The sequence below is a fragment of the Sphingomonas pruni NBRC 15498 genome, from assembly GCF_001598455.1.
Classification (GTDB): Bacteria; Pseudomonadota; Alphaproteobacteria; order Sphingomonadales; family Sphingomonadaceae; genus Sphingomonas; species Sphingomonas pruni.
This window is the reverse complement of the sequence record NZ_BCYZ01000056.1, coordinates 1-19,534: the sequence shown is the minus strand read 5'-3', so window position 1 is coordinate 19,534 and position 19,534 is coordinate 1. Positions and strand designations below refer to the sequence as shown.

The 19,534-nt window shown below is 63.8% G+C and carries 18 protein-coding genes; 7 read left to right on the top strand and 11 right to left on the bottom strand.

Annotation, left to right across the window (positions count from 1 at the left end; genetic code table 11):
• Positions 1 to 3 precede the first annotated feature (3 nt).
• A complete protein-coding gene (locus tag SPR01S_RS15575) occupies positions 4 to 1,392 on the bottom strand; it encodes a TIGR03013 family XrtA/PEP-CTERM system glycosyltransferase (RefSeq protein ID WP_066590989.1) in 1,389 nt (462 codons plus the stop codon).
• Between the two features lie 196 nt (positions 1,393 to 1,588).
• On the opposite strand from SPR01S_RS15575, the gene SPR01S_RS15570 reads away from it, so the two are divergent.
• The gene (locus SPR01S_RS15570; protein ID WP_084251234.1) at positions 1,589 to 2,638 is read left to right on the top strand and encodes a mannose-1-phosphate guanylyltransferase/mannose-6-phosphate isomerase; all 1,050 of its coding nucleotides are present in this window, start codon (positions 1,589 to 1,591) and stop codon (positions 2,636 to 2,638) included.
• 54 nt (positions 2,639 to 2,692) lie between these two features.
• On the opposite strand, the gene SPR01S_RS15565 is transcribed toward SPR01S_RS15570, so the two are convergent.
• The 3 genes from SPR01S_RS15565 to SPR01S_RS15555 all read right to left on the bottom strand — a co-directional run bounded on the left by SPR01S_RS15565 (position 2,693) and on the right by SPR01S_RS15555 (position 6,743).
• Positions 2,693 to 3,106, bottom strand: coding sequence for a DUF6869 domain-containing protein (locus SPR01S_RS15565; protein WP_066590987.1), 414 nt, complete (start codon positions 3,104 to 3,106; stop codon positions 2,693 to 2,695).
• Between the two features lie 76 nt (positions 3,107 to 3,182).
• Positions 3,183 to 5,042 (bottom strand): oligoendopeptidase F, encoded by a 1,860-nt coding sequence (gene pepF, locus SPR01S_RS15560; protein ID WP_066591008.1) that lies wholly within the window; start codon positions 5,040 to 5,042, stop codon positions 3,183 to 3,185.
• An 87-nt stretch (positions 5,043 to 5,129) separates the two neighbouring features.
• On the bottom strand, positions 5,130 to 6,743 hold the full coding sequence (locus SPR01S_RS15555) for a DUF6311 domain-containing protein (RefSeq protein ID WP_169803443.1): 1,614 nt from the start codon (positions 6,741 to 6,743) through the stop codon (positions 5,130 to 5,132).
• 139 nt (positions 6,744 to 6,882) lie between these two features.
• On the opposite strand from SPR01S_RS15555, the gene SPR01S_RS15550 reads away from it, so the two are divergent.
• Positions 6,883 to 7,878, top strand: a complete 996-nt coding sequence (locus tag SPR01S_RS15550) for a bifunctional helix-turn-helix transcriptional regulator/GNAT family N-acetyltransferase (protein ID WP_066590983.1) — start codon at positions 6,883 to 6,885, stop codon at positions 7,876 to 7,878.
• A 297-nt stretch (positions 7,879 to 8,175) separates the two neighbouring features.
• Here SPR01S_RS15550 and groL read toward each other — a convergent pair whose 3' ends face one another.
• The 3 genes from groL to SPR01S_RS15535 form a co-directional block, all read right to left on the bottom strand.
• Positions 8,176 to 9,819, bottom strand: a complete 1,644-nt coding sequence (gene groL, locus SPR01S_RS15545) for a chaperonin GroEL (protein ID WP_066590982.1) — start codon at positions 9,817 to 9,819, stop codon at positions 8,176 to 8,178.
• A gap of 53 nt (positions 9,820 to 9,872) precedes the next feature.
• Positions 9,873 to 10,160: a co-chaperone GroES gene (groES, locus tag SPR01S_RS15540; protein ID WP_066590981.1), complete on the bottom strand. Its 288-nt coding sequence runs from the start codon at positions 10,158 to 10,160 to the stop codon at positions 9,873 to 9,875.
• A gap of 158 nt (positions 10,161 to 10,318) precedes the next feature.
• The gene (locus SPR01S_RS15535) at positions 10,319 to 11,656 is read right to left on the bottom strand and encodes an MATE family efflux transporter (RefSeq protein ID WP_245662040.1); all 1,338 of its coding nucleotides are present in this window, start codon (positions 11,654 to 11,656) and stop codon (positions 10,319 to 10,321) included.
• Positions 11,657 to 12,089: 433 nt separating this feature from the next.
• Here SPR01S_RS15535 and sppA point away from each other — a divergent pair, with 433 nt between their 5' ends.
• Entirely contained in the window at positions 12,090 to 13,979 is a 1,890-nt protein-coding gene (gene sppA, locus SPR01S_RS15530; protein WP_066590978.1) for a signal peptide peptidase SppA, read from the top strand.
• Positions 13,976 to 14,539: a GNAT family N-acetyltransferase gene (locus SPR01S_RS15525; RefSeq protein WP_066590976.1), complete on the top strand. Its 564-nt coding sequence runs from the start codon at positions 13,976 to 13,978 to the stop codon at positions 14,537 to 14,539. The genes sppA and SPR01S_RS15525 overlap by 4 nt, the downstream gene beginning before the upstream one ends.
• Before the next feature lie 260 nt (positions 14,540 to 14,799).
• Here the strand turns inward: SPR01S_RS15525 and SPR01S_RS15515 are convergent, their stop codons facing one another.
• A complete protein-coding gene (locus SPR01S_RS15515) occupies positions 14,800 to 15,438 on the bottom strand; it encodes a trimeric intracellular cation channel family protein (protein ID WP_066590972.1) in 639 nt (212 codons plus the stop codon).
• 46 nt (positions 15,439 to 15,484) lie between these two features.
• Positions 15,485 to 16,216 (bottom strand): hypothetical protein, encoded by a 732-nt coding sequence (locus SPR01S_RS15510; RefSeq protein WP_169803441.1) that lies wholly within the window; start codon positions 16,214 to 16,216, stop codon positions 15,485 to 15,487.
• Positions 16,217 to 17,287: 1,071 nt separating this feature from the next.
• On the opposite strand from SPR01S_RS15510, the gene SPR01S_RS15505 reads away from it, so the two are divergent.
• The 3 genes from SPR01S_RS15505 (at position 17,288) to SPR01S_RS15495 (ending at position 18,773) form a co-directional block, all read left to right on the top strand.
• Positions 17,288 to 17,608: a glycine zipper 2TM domain-containing protein gene (locus tag SPR01S_RS15505; protein WP_066590963.1), complete on the top strand. Its 321-nt coding sequence runs from the start codon at positions 17,288 to 17,290 to the stop codon at positions 17,606 to 17,608.
• Between the two features lie 65 nt (positions 17,609 to 17,673).
• Positions 17,674 to 18,102: an OsmC family protein gene (locus SPR01S_RS15500; RefSeq protein ID WP_066590962.1), complete on the top strand. Its 429-nt coding sequence runs from the start codon at positions 17,674 to 17,676 to the stop codon at positions 18,100 to 18,102.
• A gap of 104 nt (positions 18,103 to 18,206) precedes the next feature.
• Entirely contained in the window at positions 18,207 to 18,773 is a 567-nt protein-coding gene (locus SPR01S_RS15495) for a glycine zipper 2TM domain-containing protein (RefSeq protein ID WP_084251236.1), read from the top strand.
• A gap of 64 nt (positions 18,774 to 18,837) precedes the next feature.
• Here the strand turns inward: SPR01S_RS15495 and SPR01S_RS15490 are convergent, their stop codons facing one another.
• Both SPR01S_RS15490 and SPR01S_RS22130 read right to left on the bottom strand, forming a co-directional pair.
• The gene (locus SPR01S_RS15490) at positions 18,838 to 19,200 is read right to left on the bottom strand and encodes a hypothetical protein (RefSeq protein ID WP_066590960.1); all 363 of its coding nucleotides are present in this window, start codon (positions 19,198 to 19,200) and stop codon (positions 18,838 to 18,840) included.
• A 55-nt stretch (positions 19,201 to 19,255) separates the two neighbouring features.
• Positions 19,256 to 19,378, bottom strand: coding sequence for a hypothetical protein (locus SPR01S_RS22130; protein ID WP_281178793.1), 123 nt, complete (start codon positions 19,376 to 19,378; stop codon positions 19,256 to 19,258).
• Positions 19,379 to 19,534 lie beyond the last annotated feature (156 nt).

The following is a 19,534-nucleotide window of genomic DNA, read 5'->3' as shown; positions in this document are numbered from 1 at the left end:
GCCTCAGCGCGCCCCTTCCGGCCACAAGACGACGCGGATCGTCTGAAGCAGGATCAGCAGGTCGAGGAAGGGCGAATAATTCTTGGCGTAATACAGGTCGTATTCGAGCTTTTGCCGGCTATCCTCGATCGAGGCGCCATAGGGATAGTTGATCTGCGCCCAGCCGGTGATGCCCGGTTTAACCATGTGGCGCTCGGCATAATAAGGCAGCTGCTGTTCGAGATCCTCGACGAATTGCGGGCGTTCCGGGCGCGGACCGACGAAGCTCATCTCGCCCTTCAGCACCGACCAGCATTGCGGCAATTCGTCGATTCGCACCTTGCGGATGAAGCGGCCGATCCGGGTGATGCGCGGATCGTCTTTCTCGGCCCACACCGCCTGGCCGTTGACCTCGGCATCCTGGCGCATCGAGCGCAGTTTGAGACAGTCGAAACCGACGCCGTAGAGGCCGACGCGGCGCTGGCGGTAGAAAGCCGGCCCCTTGCTCTCGAGCTTCACCGCCAGCGCGGTGATCAGGATGATCGGGCCCGCAAGCACGAGCAAGATCAGGCTGGCGGTAATGTCGAACAGCCGCTTGAACACGCCCGAAAACATCCGTCCGGACGAGAAACCGTCGGAGAAGATCAGCCAGCTGGGATTGACGCTCTGCAGGTCGACGCGTCCGGTCTCGCGCTCGAGAAAGGTCGAGATGTCGTTGACATGAACCCCGGTCGTCTTGATCCTGAGCAGGTCCTTGAGCGGCAGCGCGTTGCGTCGCTCCTCCAGCGCCAACACCACTTCGCTCGCGTTCAATAGCACGACATGGTCGGCGAGGTTGTAGATCGCATCGCGCGCGATCGCTTCCGGAATCACGCGATTGGCCTCGCTCATCGACACGTAGCCGACCACGACGAATGCCGATCCGGGTTGTTGCTGCAGCGCCTTCAGCCGCGCGGCGCGCGGCCCCGCGCCGAGCACGACGACGCGGCGCTTGAATACGTGGCTGCCCAGCATCTTGCCGAGCAGGATACGGATCGCGATCAGCGATACCGCCGAGATCCCCATCGCGTAGAACAGGTTCGATCGCCAGAAGGTGATTGCCGGCGAGAGAAAGAACAGGACCGACAGGAAGATGATGCCGAGCGAGATCGCGACCAGGATGCGCGCCACGGCGCGGCGCAACGATTGCAGCGCGTCGGCGCCATAGACCCCGACCGCGATCATCGCGGTTTCCAGCGACAAGGCGAAGGTGAACAATTGCGGCAGGCGGTCGACGATCGGCTCGACGATGCTGCCGAGTTGGTGGAGGCGGATCGAATAAGCGATCTCGGCCGCCGCGATCAGCAGCGCGACGTCGAGCAATCCCAGGAACAATACGGCGTGCGGCACATAGTGCTTGAACAGCCTGATCATCGTCTTCGCCTGCCTTTTCGGCCTTGGTCTGCACCCTAGTTCGATCGTCGGGTGTAAGATTTTCCGACACGGTTTCAGGCGATGTCGCAGAAATTGACAAAGAAAGACTGAACGCCGCGGAAACCCGCGGCTTTCTGTGAGTTGGGGAAATCGGGGGAAGGCCCTAGATTACCGTCAACCTGCAAAGGATTCTTGAATGCCCGAGGCGACGTCGATCATTCCTGTCATTCTCTCGGGCGGGTCGGGTACACGGTTGTGGCCGATGTCGACGCCGGAAACGCCCAAGCAATTGCTCGCGCTGACCGCCGACGAAACCATGCTCCAGCTGACCGCGCGGCGCGTTTGTGGCGAGAGTTTCGCGCCCCCGATCGTGGTCGCCAACCAGCGCCATGCAGAAGAGATCGACGCGCAACTCAAAGCGGTCGGCACGCCAGCCCAAGCCCTGATCCTCGAGCCGGTGGCGCGCAACACCGCGCCCGCGATTGCCCTCGCCGCGCTCGCGGCGGGCGGCGGCGATGCGGCTCTGCTGATCATGCCGTCGGACCATGTCATTGCCGATGTCGATGCGTTTCATGCCGCGATCCACGCGGCGCGGCCGATGGTCGATCAGGGCTGGCTGGTCACGTTCGGCATCGACCCACACGCTCCGGAAACCGGCTATGGCTGGATCCATGTCGGCGAAGCGGTCGCGCCGCGCGTGCACAAGGTGGCGCGGTTCGTCGAAAAGCCGCCGCGCGACCGCGCCGAGGCAATGCTGGCGGCAGGCGACCATGTCTGGAACGGCGGCATCTTCCTGTTCCGGGCCGACGCGTTCCTGGGTGCGCTCGCGGTCCACGCCCCCGAAGTGCTCCACGCGGCACAGCAGGCCATGCTCAAGGCGAGGCACGAAGGCGCGCGCGTCCATCCCGACCCGCAGGCGTTCGCCGCTTCGCCCTCGGATTCGATCGACTATGCGGTGATGGAAAAGGCGCCGCGCGTCGCGGTGGTGCCCGTCAGCATGGGCTGGAGCGACCTCGGCAGTTGGGACGCGCTCCACGAATTGAGCGCGTGCGACGGCAACGGCAATGCCTGCAAGGGCGACGTCGTCGCGATCGAGACCGAGAATTGCCTGGTCCAGGCGGACGGCGTGCGCATCGCCCTGGTCGGCGTCACCGACCTGATCGTCGTCGCCAACGGCAAGGACGTCCTGGTCCTCCCGCGCGGCCGCAGCCAGGAGGTCAAGAAGCTGATCGAGGCGATGAAGTAAGAGGTTCGGACGCGTCCGGCGCAGGACACCCGCGCCAATTTCGGCAGACGTCGCTCAACCTCTGCCCAAGATCCGTTGTATCTTGTTCCAAACTGGGTCCGGTGTCGCGTTCTGCCACATATGGCCTAGCGCATACCGAAAACGAACGTCCTCGTTTGCCTTTGCGATGCTATCGACAAATTTATCACCGTTGCTCGCGACCAACGTTTCCAGGGGGCCTGCGCCCAGATTTGCCAAGATCAGCTGCGCATCGTTTGGATTACTGGATGAGATATCTTCCGGATCGTACCGACCGATGATATTTTCGAACACTAACCATGCGAATTCTGGATTATCGGACGCGTGCAGATTCAATTCGAATCCATTGTCGAATTGTTCGTTCGTAACGGCGTTAGCCCCCAGCTTGGTCAGCAATATCCAGTGATCGGCCTGAATGCGCGCGCGTTCTTTTTCGGAAAGACCAACCATGCTAGAAGCTCGTATCTAATTGCGGCATCGTCCAATATCGTACCGCTTCCAAGCGACTTGCACGCTTAGCGGAATATCACGCCATCAGCTTCTCGCAGGCATCGAGCGTCTCGCGGAACGTCTGGATGATCGCCTGATATGGCGCCGGGCTCGCCATATCGAGGCCGGCGCGCTTGAGAATCTCGGTCGGATAATCCGACCCGCCCGACTTGAGCACCGTCAGGTAAGTGTCGCGCTCCTTCGCCCCGCCCTTGAGGATCGCCCGCGCAAAATAGGACGCTGCCGAGATCGAGGTGGCGTATTGGTAGACGTAAAAGCTCGAATAGAAATGCGGGATATACGCCCATTCTGACGCGTACGTATCCGAGATCGCGACCTTGGGTCCGTGATAGCGCTTGAGCAGATCCAGATACATCGCGCTGAACTTCTCGCCTGACATCCCCTCGCCCGCTTCGGCCTTGTCGTGGGCGGCGAGTTCGAACTCGGCAAACATCGCCTGGCGGTAGAAGGTGCCGCGCATGCCCTCTAGCTGCATGCCGAGATAATAGAGCTTCTCCTGCTTGGTCTTGGCGTTCGCGACCATGTACGCGGCCAGCAGCTGCTCGTTACAGGTCGAGGCGATCTCGGCGAGAAACAGCGGGTAATCCGACTTTTCGTACACCTGGTTCTTGTTCGCGAGCAGCGTGTGCATCGCATGGCCCCATTCGTGCGCGAAGGTGGTCATGCCCTCGTAATTGTGGCCCAGGTTGAGCAGCAGATAGGGGTGCAGGTCGTACGCCGCGCCCGGGTTCATGTACGCGCCCGATTTTTTGCCCGTGCGCGGGAACGGGTCCATCCACTTAGCCGCGGTCGCCTTGCCGAGCAGGTCAGTATATTCGGGGCCGAGCACCTTGGTCGCCGCCAGAGTATTACTGCGCATATCGGCGAGCTCGACCTTCTGATCGAGCTTCACCAGCGGCGGATAGATGTCGTAATAGGCCATGTCGGGCAGGCCGAGCAGCTTGCGGCGCAATTCGAAATAGCGGTGCAGTTCGGGCAGGCCCTTGTTGGTCTCCGCCACCAGCGTGCGGTACACGCCTTCCGGCACGTTGTTGCCCGACAGCGACATGGCGAGCGAGGTCGGATATTTACGCGCTTTCTTGCCGAACACGTCCGCCTTGAGCTTGGCGGCATAGGCGGCGCCGAGCGAATTCTGGAACTTGCCATATTCGGCCCAGAATGTGTCGAACACCAATTTGCGGTCGGCGCGATTGGGCGCGTCGCGGTTGAGCGTATAGGCCTGATCGTCGAGCCGGACCTGCTTGCCGGTCGAGAGCGTCACGGTCGGCCAGGGAATGTCCGACGCTACGAGTTGCTCGCGGATGTCGCTCGGCCCGGACAAGGGCGAGCCGACGCCCGCCAGGAGCGTTTCGCCTTCAGGCGACAAAGTGTGCTCGGCCTGACGCAGCGTATCGGCCAGCGCGAAGTCGAAGCGCTTCTTGAGCGTGTCGTTCGAGGCGATGAACCCGTCGATCTTCGCCTTGCCGAGCGACAGAATTTCGGGCGTCGCCCAGGCGGTCGCCTCTCCCAAAGCGGTGAACAGGTCGATCGCCTGTGCCTGGCGCTCCTGGTTGGCCGAGACGCGCAGATCGGCGTCGGCGTTGAGGCTGGCATAAGTATAGATCCGGCTCACGGCGCGGCCGGTGTCGGACTGCGCCACCAGGAAGGCCGCGAGCGTATCGGCGCTCTCACCCAGTTTGCCCTTATACTTGGTCAGGTTCGGGATGTCGGCGAGCGTTTTCTTGCGCGCATCGTCCCATGCCGCAACGTTCGCATAGAGGTCGGTCAGGTCCCACATCGCACCGGGCGCCGCGTCCTGCGCCCAGGCCGGCATCGCCGCGGCAATCGACATCATCGCCGCAGCGGTCATCGCCTCACGGCGCGAAAATTCGGACATGCTGTTTCCCTTTTGAGCGCACCGGTGGACCGGCATCGAGTGAATGCCGCCATCCTGCCGCGATGATCGGCCAAAGGGAAGCGTGTATTAGCGAGTTAGCTCACCGACAGGAAGGATCACGGGCACATTGTCGATCCGCGCGAACCGGCGCGCGGCTGCGGCGGATACGGCGATGTCGGGCGCCAGCACGTAGAGACGATGCGGATCGACGTGCCCCGCGGCGAACGCGGCCAACTCGCGTCGCTGGCGCTCGACGGTCGCAATCGAATCGCGCGCCGCATAGACCAGCCGGACGGGCTTGCGCTGCCCCGCCGCGCGCCAGGCCACTTCCTGGAACAACGCCAAGTCGCGAGTCGCATCGGGCGGTACGAAAGTAACGTCGCGCGCCGCCGACACCGCGGCGTCCCAACGGGGATCGGGCGTCAGGACATAGAGCCGATGCGCGCCGGCCTCGGCACTCTGCGCGCGAACGACCGCCGCCATGCCCGACAGGTCGATAAGCTGGACGGCCAAGATCAACGCGAGCAATCCGTCCGCCTGAGCACGCGGCAGCCGATATGCGGCGAGGACGGCGACCAACACGAGCACATAAGCCACCGGCCAGAACAACCTACCGGAGGCGCGAACCAGATCGAGCGCCGAGATCAGGGCATCCGGCAGGGGAAAGCGCGGTAGCGTCTGCCCGGCGATATCGGGATAATTGCTGATCGCGAGCAAAGTGAGCGCTACGAGCGTGGGAATCAGCCAGCGTAAACGGTGCAATGACGCGCGCTGGTCTTCCGTCGGCGGCCGTCGCCACGCAACCAAAGCCGCAATCGGGAGCAGCAGGAGCAAGCCGGCCCCGAGATACTGGAATCCCTCGAAACCGCGCCCAGCGCGCTGCGCGACGGAGGGGAGCAAGCGCGAATAGGCCGGCGTGCCGGGATTGAGCGGCGCGTCGATCGGCATCGCGAACGCGCCATAATTGCCCGCCAGCGCATGCGCTTCCCCCGCCCCGAGCAGCCAGGCGAGCCCCGCGACCATCGCCAGGATTGCCGCGACGCCGCCTGCCAGCACGACACGCCCGCGACGATCCGCGACCACGAAGCGCTCGATCATCGCCGTCAGCCAGATCGCTCCGACCATCATCAACAGATAATTGTGCACCAGTGCGGCGATCAGCAGCAGGACCGCCCAGCCCCGGTTCGATCCGGCGCGCCCCGGATCTAGGAAGCGCCACAATGCCCACAGGATCAGCCAATGCGCCATCAGATTGGCATGGACATACCGGTTGGCGAGCGTCGGCAGCGCGGCGAGCAGGACCACGCCGCACCAGAGCGCGATTGGCCCCGGCGCGTATTTCCTGAGCAACAGCCAGGCGAAGAATATTTGCAGGAACAGGCACGTCAGGATCCACGGGCCGACGAATTGCGCGTCGGCGGGGAGCAATGACGCGATCGGCCGCGTCGCGATCCCGATCAGCGGATTGCTGTCGGTGAACAGCAAGGGCACGCCATCGGGCGCGTTGAGCAAATAGGTGCGCAGCACGCCAGGCGCCGGATCGTGCAGCCAGGCGTGAATCCCCAATGCGTTCTCGCCATTGTCCGACCCGCGGATCAGCCAGCCGGCATTGCCGATATCGAGCGTCGCAGGATGGAACAGCGCCAGGAACAACGCCAGCGGCAACAACAGCAGAGGCAATCGAGGCAGAAGGGCGCGCACGCCGGGGGGATGCCCGACGGGCACTACTTTGTGGTTAACGGCAAACTCCTTCCCGGCACGGGGAGGATTCTTTGCGCCGGCCCTTGACTCTATAACACGATATATAGCATGTTATGTTTTTACACATAGGAGCAGATTGATGGACGATGCGATAGCGTTTGAGGGAGCGGTGATGCTCGGCAGCCGCCTCAAGCGCCTGGCCGAACGCTTCCAGGCGGGCGCCGAACGCATTGCCGTCGATTGCGGCCTGCCCACCCAGCCAAGCCAGATGCCTCTACTCACCGCGCTTTATCGCCATGGTCCCCAGACGGTCGGCGATCTTGCCGAGCGGATCGGCATCAGCCAGCCCGCCGTGACGCGCATCCAGTCGCGGCTGGCCGAACTTGGCCTGATCGAGACCAGCCGCGACGAACGCGACCAGCGCACCCGGACCATCATCCTGACCGAAAAAGGCAAGGAAGCGATGGATCTGGCCCGAACCGTGCTGTGGCCGCGGCTGCGCGCCGCGGTTGCAGAAGTGTGCGACGTCGACGCCTTCCTGGCGCAGATCGCCGCAGCCGAAACCGCGCTCGCGGCGCAACCGCTCGAACAGCGCCCGCGCGGCGGCCTCGCCATCCGGCGGTTCAGCGACGATCTCGCGCCCGATTTCTATCGCATCAACGCGCAATGGATCGAGGATATGTACACGCTCGAGCCGACCGATGTGGACGTGCTGACCCATCCGCGCGAGCGGCTGATCGAGCCCGGCGGCGACATATTGTTCGTCGAGGATCCCAAGCTCGGCATCATCGGCACGTGCGCACTGCAGAAGACCGGCGAGCGCCAGTTCGAGCTCACCAAGATGGGCGTCGTGCCGGAGGTCCGCGGGCGCAAGGCGGGCGAATTCCTGCTCCACGCCACGATCGAGCGCGCCTTCGCGCTCGGCTGCGACCGGCTGTACCTGTTGAGCAACGCCAAGGGCGCCGCTGGGGTGCATCTCTACGAGAAGGTGGGATTCGTCCATGACGAGGGGATCATGGAGGAGTTCGGGAAGAGATATGCGCGGTGCAATGTCGCGATGGTGTATCAGGGAAGTGATAATCCCTCTCCCTTTGGGTGCATCAGGTCGGCCATGCCGGGGGCATGGCCGACCTGATGCAGGAGGGAGCCGACGAAGTCGGCGGAAGGCTCTGAGGGCAGCGCAAGGTTTCCCTACCTGCCCTCACCTTCCCACTCGGCTGTGCCGAGCTGGCCCCTTCCTCTCCCAAGGGGAGAGGGGATTCAAAAATAGAAAAAGGCCGGCGGATCACTCCGCCGGCCTTTCTTTTGTCTGGTCGGGGCAGCGGCAAAGCCGCTGCCTGTCGTCGGACGGGATCTTCGGCGGAGCCGAAGCCCCGCCGTCCGATCCGGAACGAGTCCCGATTTAGCGTCACTAAATCGGGCCGTTCGCGGATTAGAAGTCCATACCGCCCATGCCGCCCATGCCGCCGGCGCCCATCGGCATCGCGGGCTTGTCTTCCGGCAACTCCGACACCGCCGCTTCGGTGGTGATCAGCAGGCCGGCGACCGAGGCCGCGTCCTGCAGCGCGGTGCGAACGACCTTGGTCGGGTCGATCACGCCGGCAGTGACGAGGTTCTCGTACACGTCGGTCTGGGCGTTGAAGCCCTGCGACGGGTCGTTGCCCTCGAGCAGCTTGCCCGAGATCACCGCACCGTCATGACCGGCATTCTGCGCGATCTGGCGCAGCGGCGCGTAGAGCGCCTTGCGGACGATATCGATGCCGCGGGTCTGGTCGTCATTGGCGCCCTTGAGGCCTTCGAGAGCCTTGGTCGCATACAGCAGCGCCGTACCACCACCGGGGACGATGCCTTCTTCGACCGCCGCGCGGGTCGCGTGCAGCGCGTCGTCGACGCGATCCTTGCGCTCCTTGACCTCGACTTCCGACGCACCGCCGACCTTGATCACCGCGACGCCGCCCGCGAGCTTGGCCAGGCGCTCCTGGAGCTTCTCGCGGTCATAATCCGACGTGGTGTTCTCGATCTGCTGGCGGATCGCCTCGGTGCGGCCCTTGATCGCGTCGGCATCACCGGCGCCATCGACGATGGTGGTGTTGTCCTTGTCGATCGAAACGCGCTTGGCGGTGCCGAGCATGCCGATGGTGACGGTCTCGAGCTTGATGCCGAGGTCTTCCGAGATCATCTCGCCCTTGGTCAGGATCGCGATGTCCTCGAGCATCGCCTTGCGGCGATCGCCGAAGCCCGGCGCCTTGACGGCGGCGACCTTCAGGCCGCCACGCAGCTTGTTGACGACCAGCGTGGCCAGCGCCTCGCCCTCGATATCCTCGGCGATGATCAGCAGCGGACGACCCGACTGCACGACCGCTTCCAGGATCGGGAGCATCGCCTGCAGGTTCGACAGCTTCTTCTCATGGATCAGGATGTACGGATCGTTGAGCTCGACCGTCATCTTCTCCGGATTGGTGATGAAGTACGGCGACAGATAGCCGCGGTCGAACTGCATGCCCTCGACGACGTCGAGCTCGAATTCGAGACCCTTCGCTTCTTCGACGGTGATCACGCCTTCCTTACCGACCTTGTCCATCGCTTCGGCGATCTTCTCACCAACGACAGTGTCGCCATTGGCCGAGATGATGCCGACCTGGGCGATCTCGTTCGAGCCCGAAACGGGCTTCGAGCGCGCCTTCACGTCCTCGACGACCTTGGTCACCGCGAGGTCGATGCCGCGCTTGAGGTCCATCGGGTTCATGCCGGCCGCGACCGACTTCATGCCCTCGCGAACGATCGCCTGGGCCAGAACGGTAGCGGTGGTGGTGCCGTCGCCGGCGAGATCGTTGGTCTTGGACGCGACCTCACGGATCATCTGCGCGCCCATGTTCTCGAACTTGTCCTTGAGTTCGATTTCCTTGGCGACGGTAACGCCGTCCTTGGTGATGCGCGGAGCGCCGAACGACTTCTCGATCACGACGTTGCGGCCCTTCGGACCGAGCGTGACCTTGACCGCGTCGGCCAGGATATCGACGCCGCGCAGGATGCGCTCACGCGCGTCGCGGCTGAATTTAACGTCCTTGGCTGCCATGTTGGCTGACCTTTCAGATTAAATGGAATTGAGAAAATTGGGCTGGAAGGAAATCAGCCGACGATCCCGAGGATGTCGCTTTCCTTCATGATCAGCAGGTCTTCGCCATTGACCTTGACTTCGGTGCCCGACCATTTGCCGAACAGGATGCGGTCGCCGGCCTTGACGTCGAGCGGCGTGACCTTGCCGTCCTCGCTCTTGGCGCCGCTGCCGGCGGCGACGACTTCGCCTTCCTGCGGCTTTTCCTTGGCGGTGTCGGGGATGATGATCCCGCCCGCAGTCTTCTCTTCCGCCTCAACACGGCGGACGAGGACGCGGTCATGCAACGGACGAAAGTTCATTTGCGTGAGTCCCTCAAGCAGAGTGAATTTGAATTAGCACTCGATTCCCCCGAGTGCCAACGCAGCGCATATGTGTCTCGACCTCCAACACGTCAACGGGCCGGCACGATTCTTTTGCATTGGCTTGGGCGAGTTGGGTCGATCCAGCGATGGAGCGGTCAGCCGGGCAGCAATCCCAGCCGCTCGCGCATCGCCCAGCGCGTGACCAGCAGCGCCGACACGACCGCCAGCCCGACGGCAAGTCCGACCCAGATGCCGACACCCTGCCAATTGAGGTGGAAGCCGAACAGGATCGCGGTGCCGAACCCCGCCACCCAATAGCCGAACGCCGCGACCACCATCGGGATGCGCGTGTCCTGCAATCCGCGCAGCGCGCCCGCCGCCACCGCCTGCGCACCGTCGAACAGCTGGAACATCGCCGCGACGGCCAGATACTGGATCGCCAGCGCGACTTCGCGGGTCCGCGCGGGGTCGTCGACATTGACATAGATGCCGACGATCAGCTTCGGCGCGATCCAGATCGTCGTCGCGGTCAGCACCATGAAGCCGGTTCCGGTCACGATCGAGGCCCAGCCGGCACGGCCGATCCAGACGCGGTTACGCGCGCCATAGGCCATGCCGACGCGGATCGTCGCCGCCTGCGCGATGCCGAACGGCACCTGAAACGCGAGCGCGGCGATGTTGAGCGCGATCGCATGCGCCGCGACTTCGGTTACGCCGATCAGGCCCATCAGGAACGCCGCGCCGCCGAACAGTCCGCCTTCGAGCGTGAACGTGAGCGCGATCGGCGCGCCCAGCCGCGCAATCTCGCCCATCCGCTTCCAGTGCGGCAGCCACCATTTGCCGAACAGCCGATAGCGCCGGAGCTTGCCGTCGAACGCCAAAATCGCGGCGTAAGCCAGCATCATCGCGACCGCAGTAATCAAGCTGGCGATCGCCGACCCTTCGAGCCCGAGCGCGGGAAAACCGGCATGGCCGAACACCAACAGCCAATTGCCGAGCGCGCCAAGGCCGAGCGCGCCGGCCGTCACCAGCATCGCCCAGCCAGGCCGGCCAAGCGCGGCGGCGACGGTGCGCATCACTCCAGCCCAGATGTTGGGGACCATGATGAACAACAGGATGTCGAGGAACGCGCCGGTGCGCGCCGCGATGCGCGGATCCTGGCCCAAGGCGAGCAATATCTCCTTGCCGAACGCCAGGACGCCCATGAAGAACACCCCGCTGATCAGCCCCAACCACATCGCCATCCGGAACGACCGCCGCACCTGGCGAACGGCGTGCGCCCGCGCGCCGAGTTCGGCGGCGATGATCGGCGCACAGGCCCCGGTGAAGCCAATCATCGCCCATAGGATCAGGCTGAACAGGAACACGCCCAGGGTCGCCGCGGCGAAGTCGATCGCCCCCAGCCGCGCGACGAACATCACGTCGACCGCATAGACCCCCATCTGCAGCAGATTGGCACCGACCAGCGGGCCCGACAGGCGCAGCAACGCCATCAGTTCGTCCCGTGTCGAGGCGGGAGCAGGGCCGGCCAACGGCATGGGGGCAGCTAAGGCGGACATGGGGACGGTGGCTCTAGGGCGTGTATTGGCGGGCGGCAACACCTCGAAGCGCCATGCAGAAAAGCCCCTCCCCTTCAGGGGAGGGGTTGGGGTGGGGCCCGTCAGCAAACGGCCGGCTTGAGGCATCCCCGTCCCGCCCTGGGTCGTCACGCCGGACTCGTTCCGGCAATCAAGGTGCAAACAATGGCTGTGCTCCGTCGTGGCGCGTTGGACCCCGGAACAAGTCCGCGCGACGATCGGGATGAAGGCCAGCGAAAGCGGGACATGCCGCGAACGCGCCCTGCCAAACGCGTATTGCTCAACCATCACACTTGCGGCTAGGGCGGCTTTACGACACGCTGCATGGCGCAGTGGGGAGACGATCGACGTGAAACTGGTACGCGGCGCCTGGAAGATATTGGTCGGGATCAAGGACGGCCTGGTCCTGATCTTCATGCTGCTGTTCTTCGGTATGCTGTTCGCCGCTCTGTCGGCCAAGCCCAACAGCTCGGTCCGCGACGGTGCGTTGTTGCTCAAGCTCGACGGCGCGATCGTCGAACAGCCGGAGAATGTCAGCCCGTTCGCCGCAATGCAGGGCAGCCGCGCGCAGCATCAATTCCGCCTGCGCGACCTGGTCCGCGCGATCGACGCGGCCAAGGACGATACCCGGGTCAAGGTGGTCGTGCTCGATCTCGACGGTTATGGTGGCGGCTATCCCGCCGCGGTCACGGAGGTCGCCAACGCGCTCGGCCGGGTCAAGGCGTCGGGCAAGCCGGTGCTGGCTTATGCCACCGCTTATACCGACGGCAGCTATCTGCTCGCCGCCAATGCCAGCGAGGTCTGGCTCAACCCGATGGGCGGTACACTATTCATGGGCCCGGGCGGCAACCAGCTGTATTACAAGGGCCTGATCGACAAGCTGGGCGTCAACGTCCACGTCTATCGCGTCGGCAAGTTCAAGTCGTTCGTCGAACCCTATGAGCGCGATGCGCAGTCGCCCGAAGCGAAGGAAGCACTGACCGCGCTCTACGCCTCGATCTTCAGCCAGTGGAAGGATTTGGTCCACAAGGCGCGGCCCAAGGCGCAGATCGATGCTTTCCTGACCGCACCTGACCAGGCGATCGCGGCGACCAAGGGCGATATCGCGCAAGCCAACCTCGCCTCCGGGCTGGTCGACAAGCTTGGCGACCGGCTCGCCTTCGGCAAGCGCGTCGCCCAACTGGCGGGCGATGGCCCGAAGAAGATCGCCGGTACCTTCGCCGCGATCCAATATGACGATTTCGTCGCCGCGCACCCGATGGCCAGCTCGGGCGACAAGATCGGCATCGTCACCGTCGCCGGCGATATCGTCGACGGCAAGGCCGGCCCCGGCACCGCCGGCGGCGACACGATCGCCAAGGCTGTACTCGACGGACTCGCCAAAAAGGATCTGAAGGCGCTCGTCGTCCGCATCGACTCGCCTGGTGGATCCGCGCTGGCGTCGGAGACGATCCGCAAGGCGGTGCTCGAAGCCAAGGCGCAGAAACTGCCGATCGTCGTCTCGATGGGCGGGCTCGCCGCATCGGGCGGCTATTGGGTGTCGACCGCCGGCGACGTCGTGTTCGCCGAGCCCAACACGATCACGGGATCGATCGGCATCTTCGGCATCATCCCGACGTTCGAGAATTCGCTCAAGAAACTTGGCATCACCACCGATGGAGTGAAGACCACGCCCTTGTCGGGTCAGCCCGACGTCTATGGCGGCACCAATCCGCAAGTCGATTCGATCCTGCAGGCGTCGATCGAACATGGCTATGCCGAATTCGTCGGCCGGGTCGCCGCCGCGCGCAAGATGACGCCGCAGCGGGTGGACGAGATTGGCCAAGGCCGCGTCTGGGACGGCGGCACCGCGCATCAACTCGGGCTGGTCGATCGCTTCGGCTCGCTCGACGACGCGGTTGCCGAGGCCGCCAAGCGCGCCGGGATCGATCCGAAGAACGTCCGCCGCGTCTATCTGGAAAAGCAGCCAGGCTGGTTCGCCAAGCTGATCCAGGGTCTGGCCGACAAGGACGATGACGATTCGAGCGCGACCGACGATGCCAAGGCTGGCGACGTGTTCGCCATGCTCGCCGCACAGCGCCAGGATGTCTTCGCCCGCGCATTGGGCGATGCCAAGCGACTGGCGACGGCCAGTTCGGTGCAGGCCCGCTGCCTCGAATGTCGTGGTTTCTCCGACGCGCGCGCCGACGCCGACGACCGCACTCTGACACAGATGCTGATCAAGGCGATCTGGCAGTGATCGCGCTACGCCCGGCGCGGCCGGACGATGCCGCGTCGATCGCCGCGATCTACGCGCCTTATGTCCTGACCGGCACGGTATCGTTCGAGACCGAGGCGCCCGATGCGCGCGCGATGCGCAACCGGATGACGGCTAGCGACGGCCTCTATCCCTGGATCGTCGCGACCAACGGCGAGGCCGATGGCGATGCGGTGCTGGCTTATGCCTATGCCACCAGGTTCCGCGAGCGCCCGGCCTATCGCTATGTCGTCGAAACCTCGATCTACGTCTCCGGCCCTGTGCAGGGACAGGGTGTGGGACGGCTGCTCTACCCGGCGCTGATCAACACGCTGCGCGCCCAGGGATTCGTCCAGGCGATCAGCGTGATCTCGCTGCCCAACGATTATTCTATCGGCCTGCACGAGGCCGCGGGCTTCCGTCGCCAGGGCGTCTTGCGCGAACTCGGGTTCAAGCACGGCCGCTGGATCGACATCGGTTTCTGGCAGCGTGAGCTCAACGACGCGACGATCCCGCCGGTCGAACCCAAGCCGTTCAGCGAGGTCGGCCTGATCCGGGGTTAAATCAGGAGGGCCACCGCGATCACTAGAAAGAGCGCGCAGCAAATTCCCCAAAGCAAGCATGTCGACCAGAACGCGATGGGTTGATCTGCTTTCCTGAAATAACCGAAGCGTGCCGGCATCCGTCCGGTTGCCAAGCCCCATATTATAATTCCCGCAAACAGGGCCACGCCAGCCCAGGCAACAATTATCGGCCCCTGTTCGGTCATCACTTGAAACCACCGGCGGCGTCCTCAACCGCCGCGCTATCGCTGATCGGCATCCTATGCCGCCCCTCCCTTTCGATAAGCCGGCAGCGCCAGCTTCCAGCGAAGTGCCGCCGCGCGCAGCCCGAACCCCGCCAAGGCGCCAACCGCTGCCGAAATCGGCAGCGGGACGCCGAGTAGCCCCAGGGCGACATAGGAGCCCGACGCCAGCGCCGCCGCCGTGACATAGATTTCCGGCCGCATGATGATTGACGGTTCCCCCGCCAGCACGTCGCGGATGATCCCGCCGACGCATGCCGTGACCACGCCCATCAACGCGGCCGGCACCGGGGGCACGCCGAACCCGATCGCCTTGGCCGCGCCGAACACGGCATAAGCAGCGAGCCCGATCGCGTCGAACCAATCGAGCGCCTGGCCACGCCACCACGCGACCGGCGTCAACCACACCGCGAACGCAACCACCAGGCAAGCGGCCGCGGCGCGACTGTCATGGATCCAGAACACCGGCGCCCCGATCAACAGATCGCGCACCGTCCCGCCGCCGACGCCGGTGACGAGCGCGAAGAAGCAGAGCGTGACCATCGTCTGTCCGCGCCGCGCCGCCGCGAGCGCGCCAGATGCGGCGAATACGACGAGCCCGGCGAGATCGAGCCAGGGCGCGATCGCCGGGAGCCATTCGGGTGTGTGAGGAAGCATGCAGCGGCCCTATGTCCTACCGACCGAAACTATCAGCATCGCGCTATCATTGGCGCATTTCGGATGCGATCAGGTCGAGCGTCTGGTCCAGCACCCATCGATCCTCGTCGGCAACGTGGGCAAGAGCCGCTTCGATCTGCTGCTTGGTCGCCGGGTCGAGCAACCACGTTACTACCGCCTCCCAACTCCTTGCCGATAAGTCTGCCCAGAATGGGGGTCGCTCATTCCGTTTGAAAGAATCGGCCCAGCTCGACCGGAACTCGGCAAGACGATACGCCGCCTCCGGAGAGTCGTTGCCGCGCCAGATGGAGAGAAGGCCCGAGGGCTCCTTATCGAGCAATAGGTTGCCACATAACCAGAGATCGGCGGGCGCGACGCTGTCGACCGGCGCCCCGACCGACCAACCATAGACTTCATCGAAAAAATGCTGGACCGCGGATTGCTGTTCGGTTGACCACTTGTGCCAATCCGCTCTGACCAGATGGTCGGCAACGATCGGAGGGTCTGCACCGATCCAGGCGCCGCTCGTTACGCTTAATTCGAGGATACGAGGCAGGAAATATTTATAGTCGTCAGGACCGCCCACCGTCAGCGTGGCGCTACCCGCATAGGGACCGATATCGTCGTCGTCCAATTCGCGGCAAGGTCGCGACAACGCGCGTTCGGCAATGTCGGGCGATTTGTACGGAGAAAAGTCCATCCTTGTTGGTCGCTCAACGGCGGCGAACGCTTGATAGCAGCGCTCTAGGATAGGCTCGATGACGGGCGGAACGGTCATAACCGACAATGGCGCAACGATGCCAACGCGACAAGCGCTCCCCAAACGCAATTGGGGAGCCGGTGTTGCCACCGACTCCCCTGTCGCCGGACTTCGATCCGCTCATCACATCTTGCGACATGACCGCGCTTTCTGGTTTCGGCGGCTCGCTACGCCCGTGCTGTCCGAAGACGGCGCCAGGTTTCGCGCTTTGCTCCGTTCGGATCGTCTTGCGACTTTCCTCGCTTCGCACCGTTCCGGTCGAACTGTCCGAAGACACTTCTTCCTTCGCGGATCGCTCCACCCCTCGGACCCGAAAGTCCCTGGAATCTCGCGTTTCGCTTCGCTCTGATCGTCTTGCGACGGTCCTCGCTCGGCGCCGTTCCGGTCGAACTACCCAAAAGTATTTCGTCCATCGCGGTTTGCTCTACCCGGCCGGCCCGAAAGCTGCCCTGGCATCGCTCCGTTCCGCTCGGTTTAGTCCGAAGACCCACCAGAGTTTTCCGGCTCGGTCGTCGGGGCCGGGCGCGATCATCCGAAGAGTCTCAGCAACCCGGCCACCGGCGGCCTACGAAGATCCTCTGCCGAAGCATCCTATCCTCGCTGCGTCGCTACGATGCCCCTTCATTTCGCCGGTTGCCCGGTTCGATGAACGGCGTTCCGCCGCGACCCGCGTCCGTTCCGCCCGAAAGCTTTCCGATCGCGTTCGGTCCGTCAGATGCATAGTCCGGCCGTCGCGCTTGCGCGCTCCATTCGGACGCAGCAGCGCTGCCGTCCCTACCTCGAAACCGCCTTCCTTCCCTAGCGGGCCGGACGCACATTTCGAAGATCAAGTTCTTGAACTTTCGTCCGATTTCTCGGTGAACCGCTCTCGTTCCTGATGTCATCATGCTGTCACCAAAGCCGAGTCGCACCAAGCATGAAACACCTATCCGAGGCTGTGGATAACGTGGATAACGTGCACAGATTGGGGCAGCGTTGAAACAAAGTTTCGCGGGCTCGCTTCGTCCCGGATTCCGCACGCCATGCAACCCTTTGGCCGCGAGAACGTTACGCACCCGGCATTGAATCACAATCGCAAGGGAAAACTATATGCGTAAAGTCCTGCTCGCTTTGAGCGCCGCCTCCATGTTCGCTACCACCGTGATCATTCCGACCAGCCCGGCGGACGCCCGGAAGCATTATAGCAGCAGCCATTATCGCGAATGGCGCGGTCGCGACGGCCGTACCTATTGCCGCCGATCGAACGGCACGACCGGGATGGTGGTCGGCGGCATAACCGGCGCGCTGATCGGTAATGGCGTTGCTGGTCGCGGCGATAAGCTGCTGGGCACCGGCGTTGGCGCGGTGGCCGGCGTGTTCGGCGGCCGAGCGATCGACCGGACGATCACGGCAAAGCGCCGCTGCCGCTAAGGTCTACGACTAAACGGGGCGCGGTCCGCAAGGACCGCGCCCTTCTTCTATGAGGGAAAGTCACTATGCCCACACGTAGCGGATCGGCAAAATATGACGGCTTCGGCAAGGACGGCGTCGGTCACGTCTCGACCCAATCGGGCGTCCTCAGCGACCAGAAATACGGATTCAACACGCGCTTTGGCGACGAGCCCGGCACCAATCCCGAAGAATTGATCGCAGCGGCACATGCCAGCTGCTTCACCATGGCACTCAGCTTCGCGCTCGCCCGCGAAGGTTTTACCGACGGCACGCTCGAGACCAGCGCGAAAGTGACGCTCGACAAACAGGGCGAAGGTTTCGCGATCACGCGGTCCGATCTGACGCTCGCCGCGCATATCGAGGGGATCGACAGCGCGCAGTTCGAGCGCATCGCCGCCGATGCCAAGGCCAATTGCCCGGTGTCGAAGGTGCTCAACGCCGAGATCACGCTGACCCATACGCTCAACGGCTGAGCGCCCAACTGTCGCTGCGATGAACGTGAGGTAGTTTCACGTTCACGCAACCTCCCCGCGATGCGGTTTGTTCTTACTGCACCCAAACAACGGGAGAATGAATGATGCGACGGCTGATCATGGCCGCCTTGGCCGGCAGTGTGACGATCGCCCCGATCGCGGCGATGGCTCAGGACAATCCCTATCACGCGCGTAAGGAGTATCGCGACGAGGTTCGCGATGCCAACAAGGATTACCGCAAGGACCTGCGCCATGCCGATAACTGGCGCGACGTTCAGCGCGCCAATCGCGAACGCAATCGCGAGATCCGGGACGCGCGCAAGGACTATCGCAAGGACACGCGCGACTGGCGCCGGTATCGGTCGTACGATTGGAACCGCACCGAGCCAGGCCAGCGTTATTATTATGCCGACCGTTATTATCGCGACGGCCGCTATTATCGCCCCTATCGCCTGAGCCGCAACGACCGCGTCTATCGCGGCAATGACGGCCGCTATTATTGCCGCCGGTCCGACGGCACGACCGGATTGATCGCCGGCGCGGCGCTGGGTGGACTGCTCGGCAATGCCTTGTCCAGCGGCCGATCGGCGACATTCGGCACCCTGCTTGGCGTCGCGGGTGGTGCGGCGCTCGGCTCATCGATCGACCGCGGTCGCGTGGTCTGCCGTTAAAAAAGCCGATCGTTCAGGTGAGGCAGGCGAGGGTCCGGCGGCACGCCGGGCCCTCGTTTTCGCATCAGCTTCCGCTCGACGCCGGCGTCGTGCCCTTGAAGCTCAATGTCACGAACGAATCGTCGCAGACGTTGACTGCCGGAAATGTCGTCACGCTTTTTTCGACGAACGTGACCTTGATCTCCCATTTGCACTGGGTGCCGGTCTTGTCGAAATGGATCGTGGCGCGGCCGCCGATCTTGATGTTCTTGGGCTTCTCACCTTCATCGACCTTGTTGGGCTGCCATTGATTGGCCCCCAAAGGCGAAAGTTCGACCAGCGTGATTTCCTTGCCGGTATTGTTGGTCAGGATGAAATCCAGGGCATCGGCATAGGCCGGGGCAGCGAGCCCCAGCAGCGCGATGGCCACCCCATATTGGTAGCGCATTGAGACGTCCCCTATTGCTTCCCGCCTCTTGGCGGACGGGCGCGCGGGAACTCTCTTACAGGATGCCGCCGCCGAGGAACAGGCGGAACGCGGCAATCGCCATCAGGACAAGGTTCAGGGTGAGGCCAGCCTTGTTCTTCGACAGCGCACCGAACAGCAGTCCGACCACCCCGATCATCAGCCCGAGCCAGTTCAGCCAGCCCAGGAACGGGATGAGGGTCTGTACTCAATTAGCGCGAGGATCGTGATTGCCCGCAGGAGCCCGCCGACGAGGAGCGCAGCGCAGACGCGTAGCTAAAGCTACGCGCAAGCAAGCGACGACGCTCGGCGGGCT

Coding starts and splice junctions, on each gene's coding strand:
- SPR01S_RS22130 (WP_281178793.1), bottom strand. CDS start 19,378: ATGATCGGGGTGGTCGGACTGCTGTTCGGTGCGCTGTCGAAGAACAAG.
- SPR01S_RS15495 (WP_084251236.1), top strand. CDS start 18,207: ATGCGACGGCTGATCATGGCCGCCTTGGCCGGCAGTGTGACGATCGCC.
- SPR01S_RS15505 (WP_066590963.1), top strand. CDS start 17,288: ATGCGTAAAGTCCTGCTCGCTTTGAGCGCCGCCTCCATGTTCGCTACC.
- SPR01S_RS15490 (WP_066590960.1), bottom strand. CDS start 19,200: ATGCGCTACCAATATGGGGTGGCCATCGCGCTGCTGGGGCTCGCTGCC.
- SPR01S_RS15510 (WP_169803441.1), bottom strand. CDS start 16,216: ATGACCGTTCCGCCCGTCATCGAGCCTATCCTAGAGCGCTGCTATCAA.
- SPR01S_RS15570 (WP_084251234.1), top strand. CDS start 1,589: ATGCCCGAGGCGACGTCGATCATTCCTGTCATTCTCTCGGGCGGGTCG.
- SPR01S_RS15565 (WP_066590987.1), bottom strand. CDS start 3,106: ATGGTTGGTCTTTCCGAAAAAGAACGCGCGCGCATTCAGGCCGATCAC.
- SPR01S_RS15535 (WP_245662040.1), bottom strand. CDS start 11,656: ATGGCGTTGCTGCGCCTGTCGGGCCCGCTGGTCGGTGCCAATCTGCTG.
- SPR01S_RS15575 (WP_066590989.1), bottom strand. CDS start 1,392: ATGATCAGGCTGTTCAAGCACTATGTGCCGCACGCCGTATTGTTCCTG.
- SPR01S_RS15500 (WP_066590962.1), top strand. CDS start 17,674: ATGCCCACACGTAGCGGATCGGCAAAATATGACGGCTTCGGCAAGGAC.
- groES (WP_066590981.1), bottom strand. CDS start 10,160: ATGAACTTTCGTCCGTTGCATGACCGCGTCCTCGTCCGCCGTGTTGAG.
- SPR01S_RS15515 (WP_066590972.1), bottom strand. CDS start 15,438: ATGCTTCCTCACACACCCGAATGGCTCCCGGCGATCGCGCCCTGGCTC.
- groL (WP_066590982.1), bottom strand. CDS start 9,819: ATGGCAGCCAAGGACGTTAAATTCAGCCGCGACGCGCGTGAGCGCATC.
- SPR01S_RS15550 (WP_066590983.1), top strand. CDS start 6,883: ATGGACGATGCGATAGCGTTTGAGGGAGCGGTGATGCTCGGCAGCCGC.
- pepF (WP_066591008.1), bottom strand. CDS start 5,042: ATGTCCGAATTTTCGCGCCGTGAGGCGATGACCGCTGCGGCGATGATG.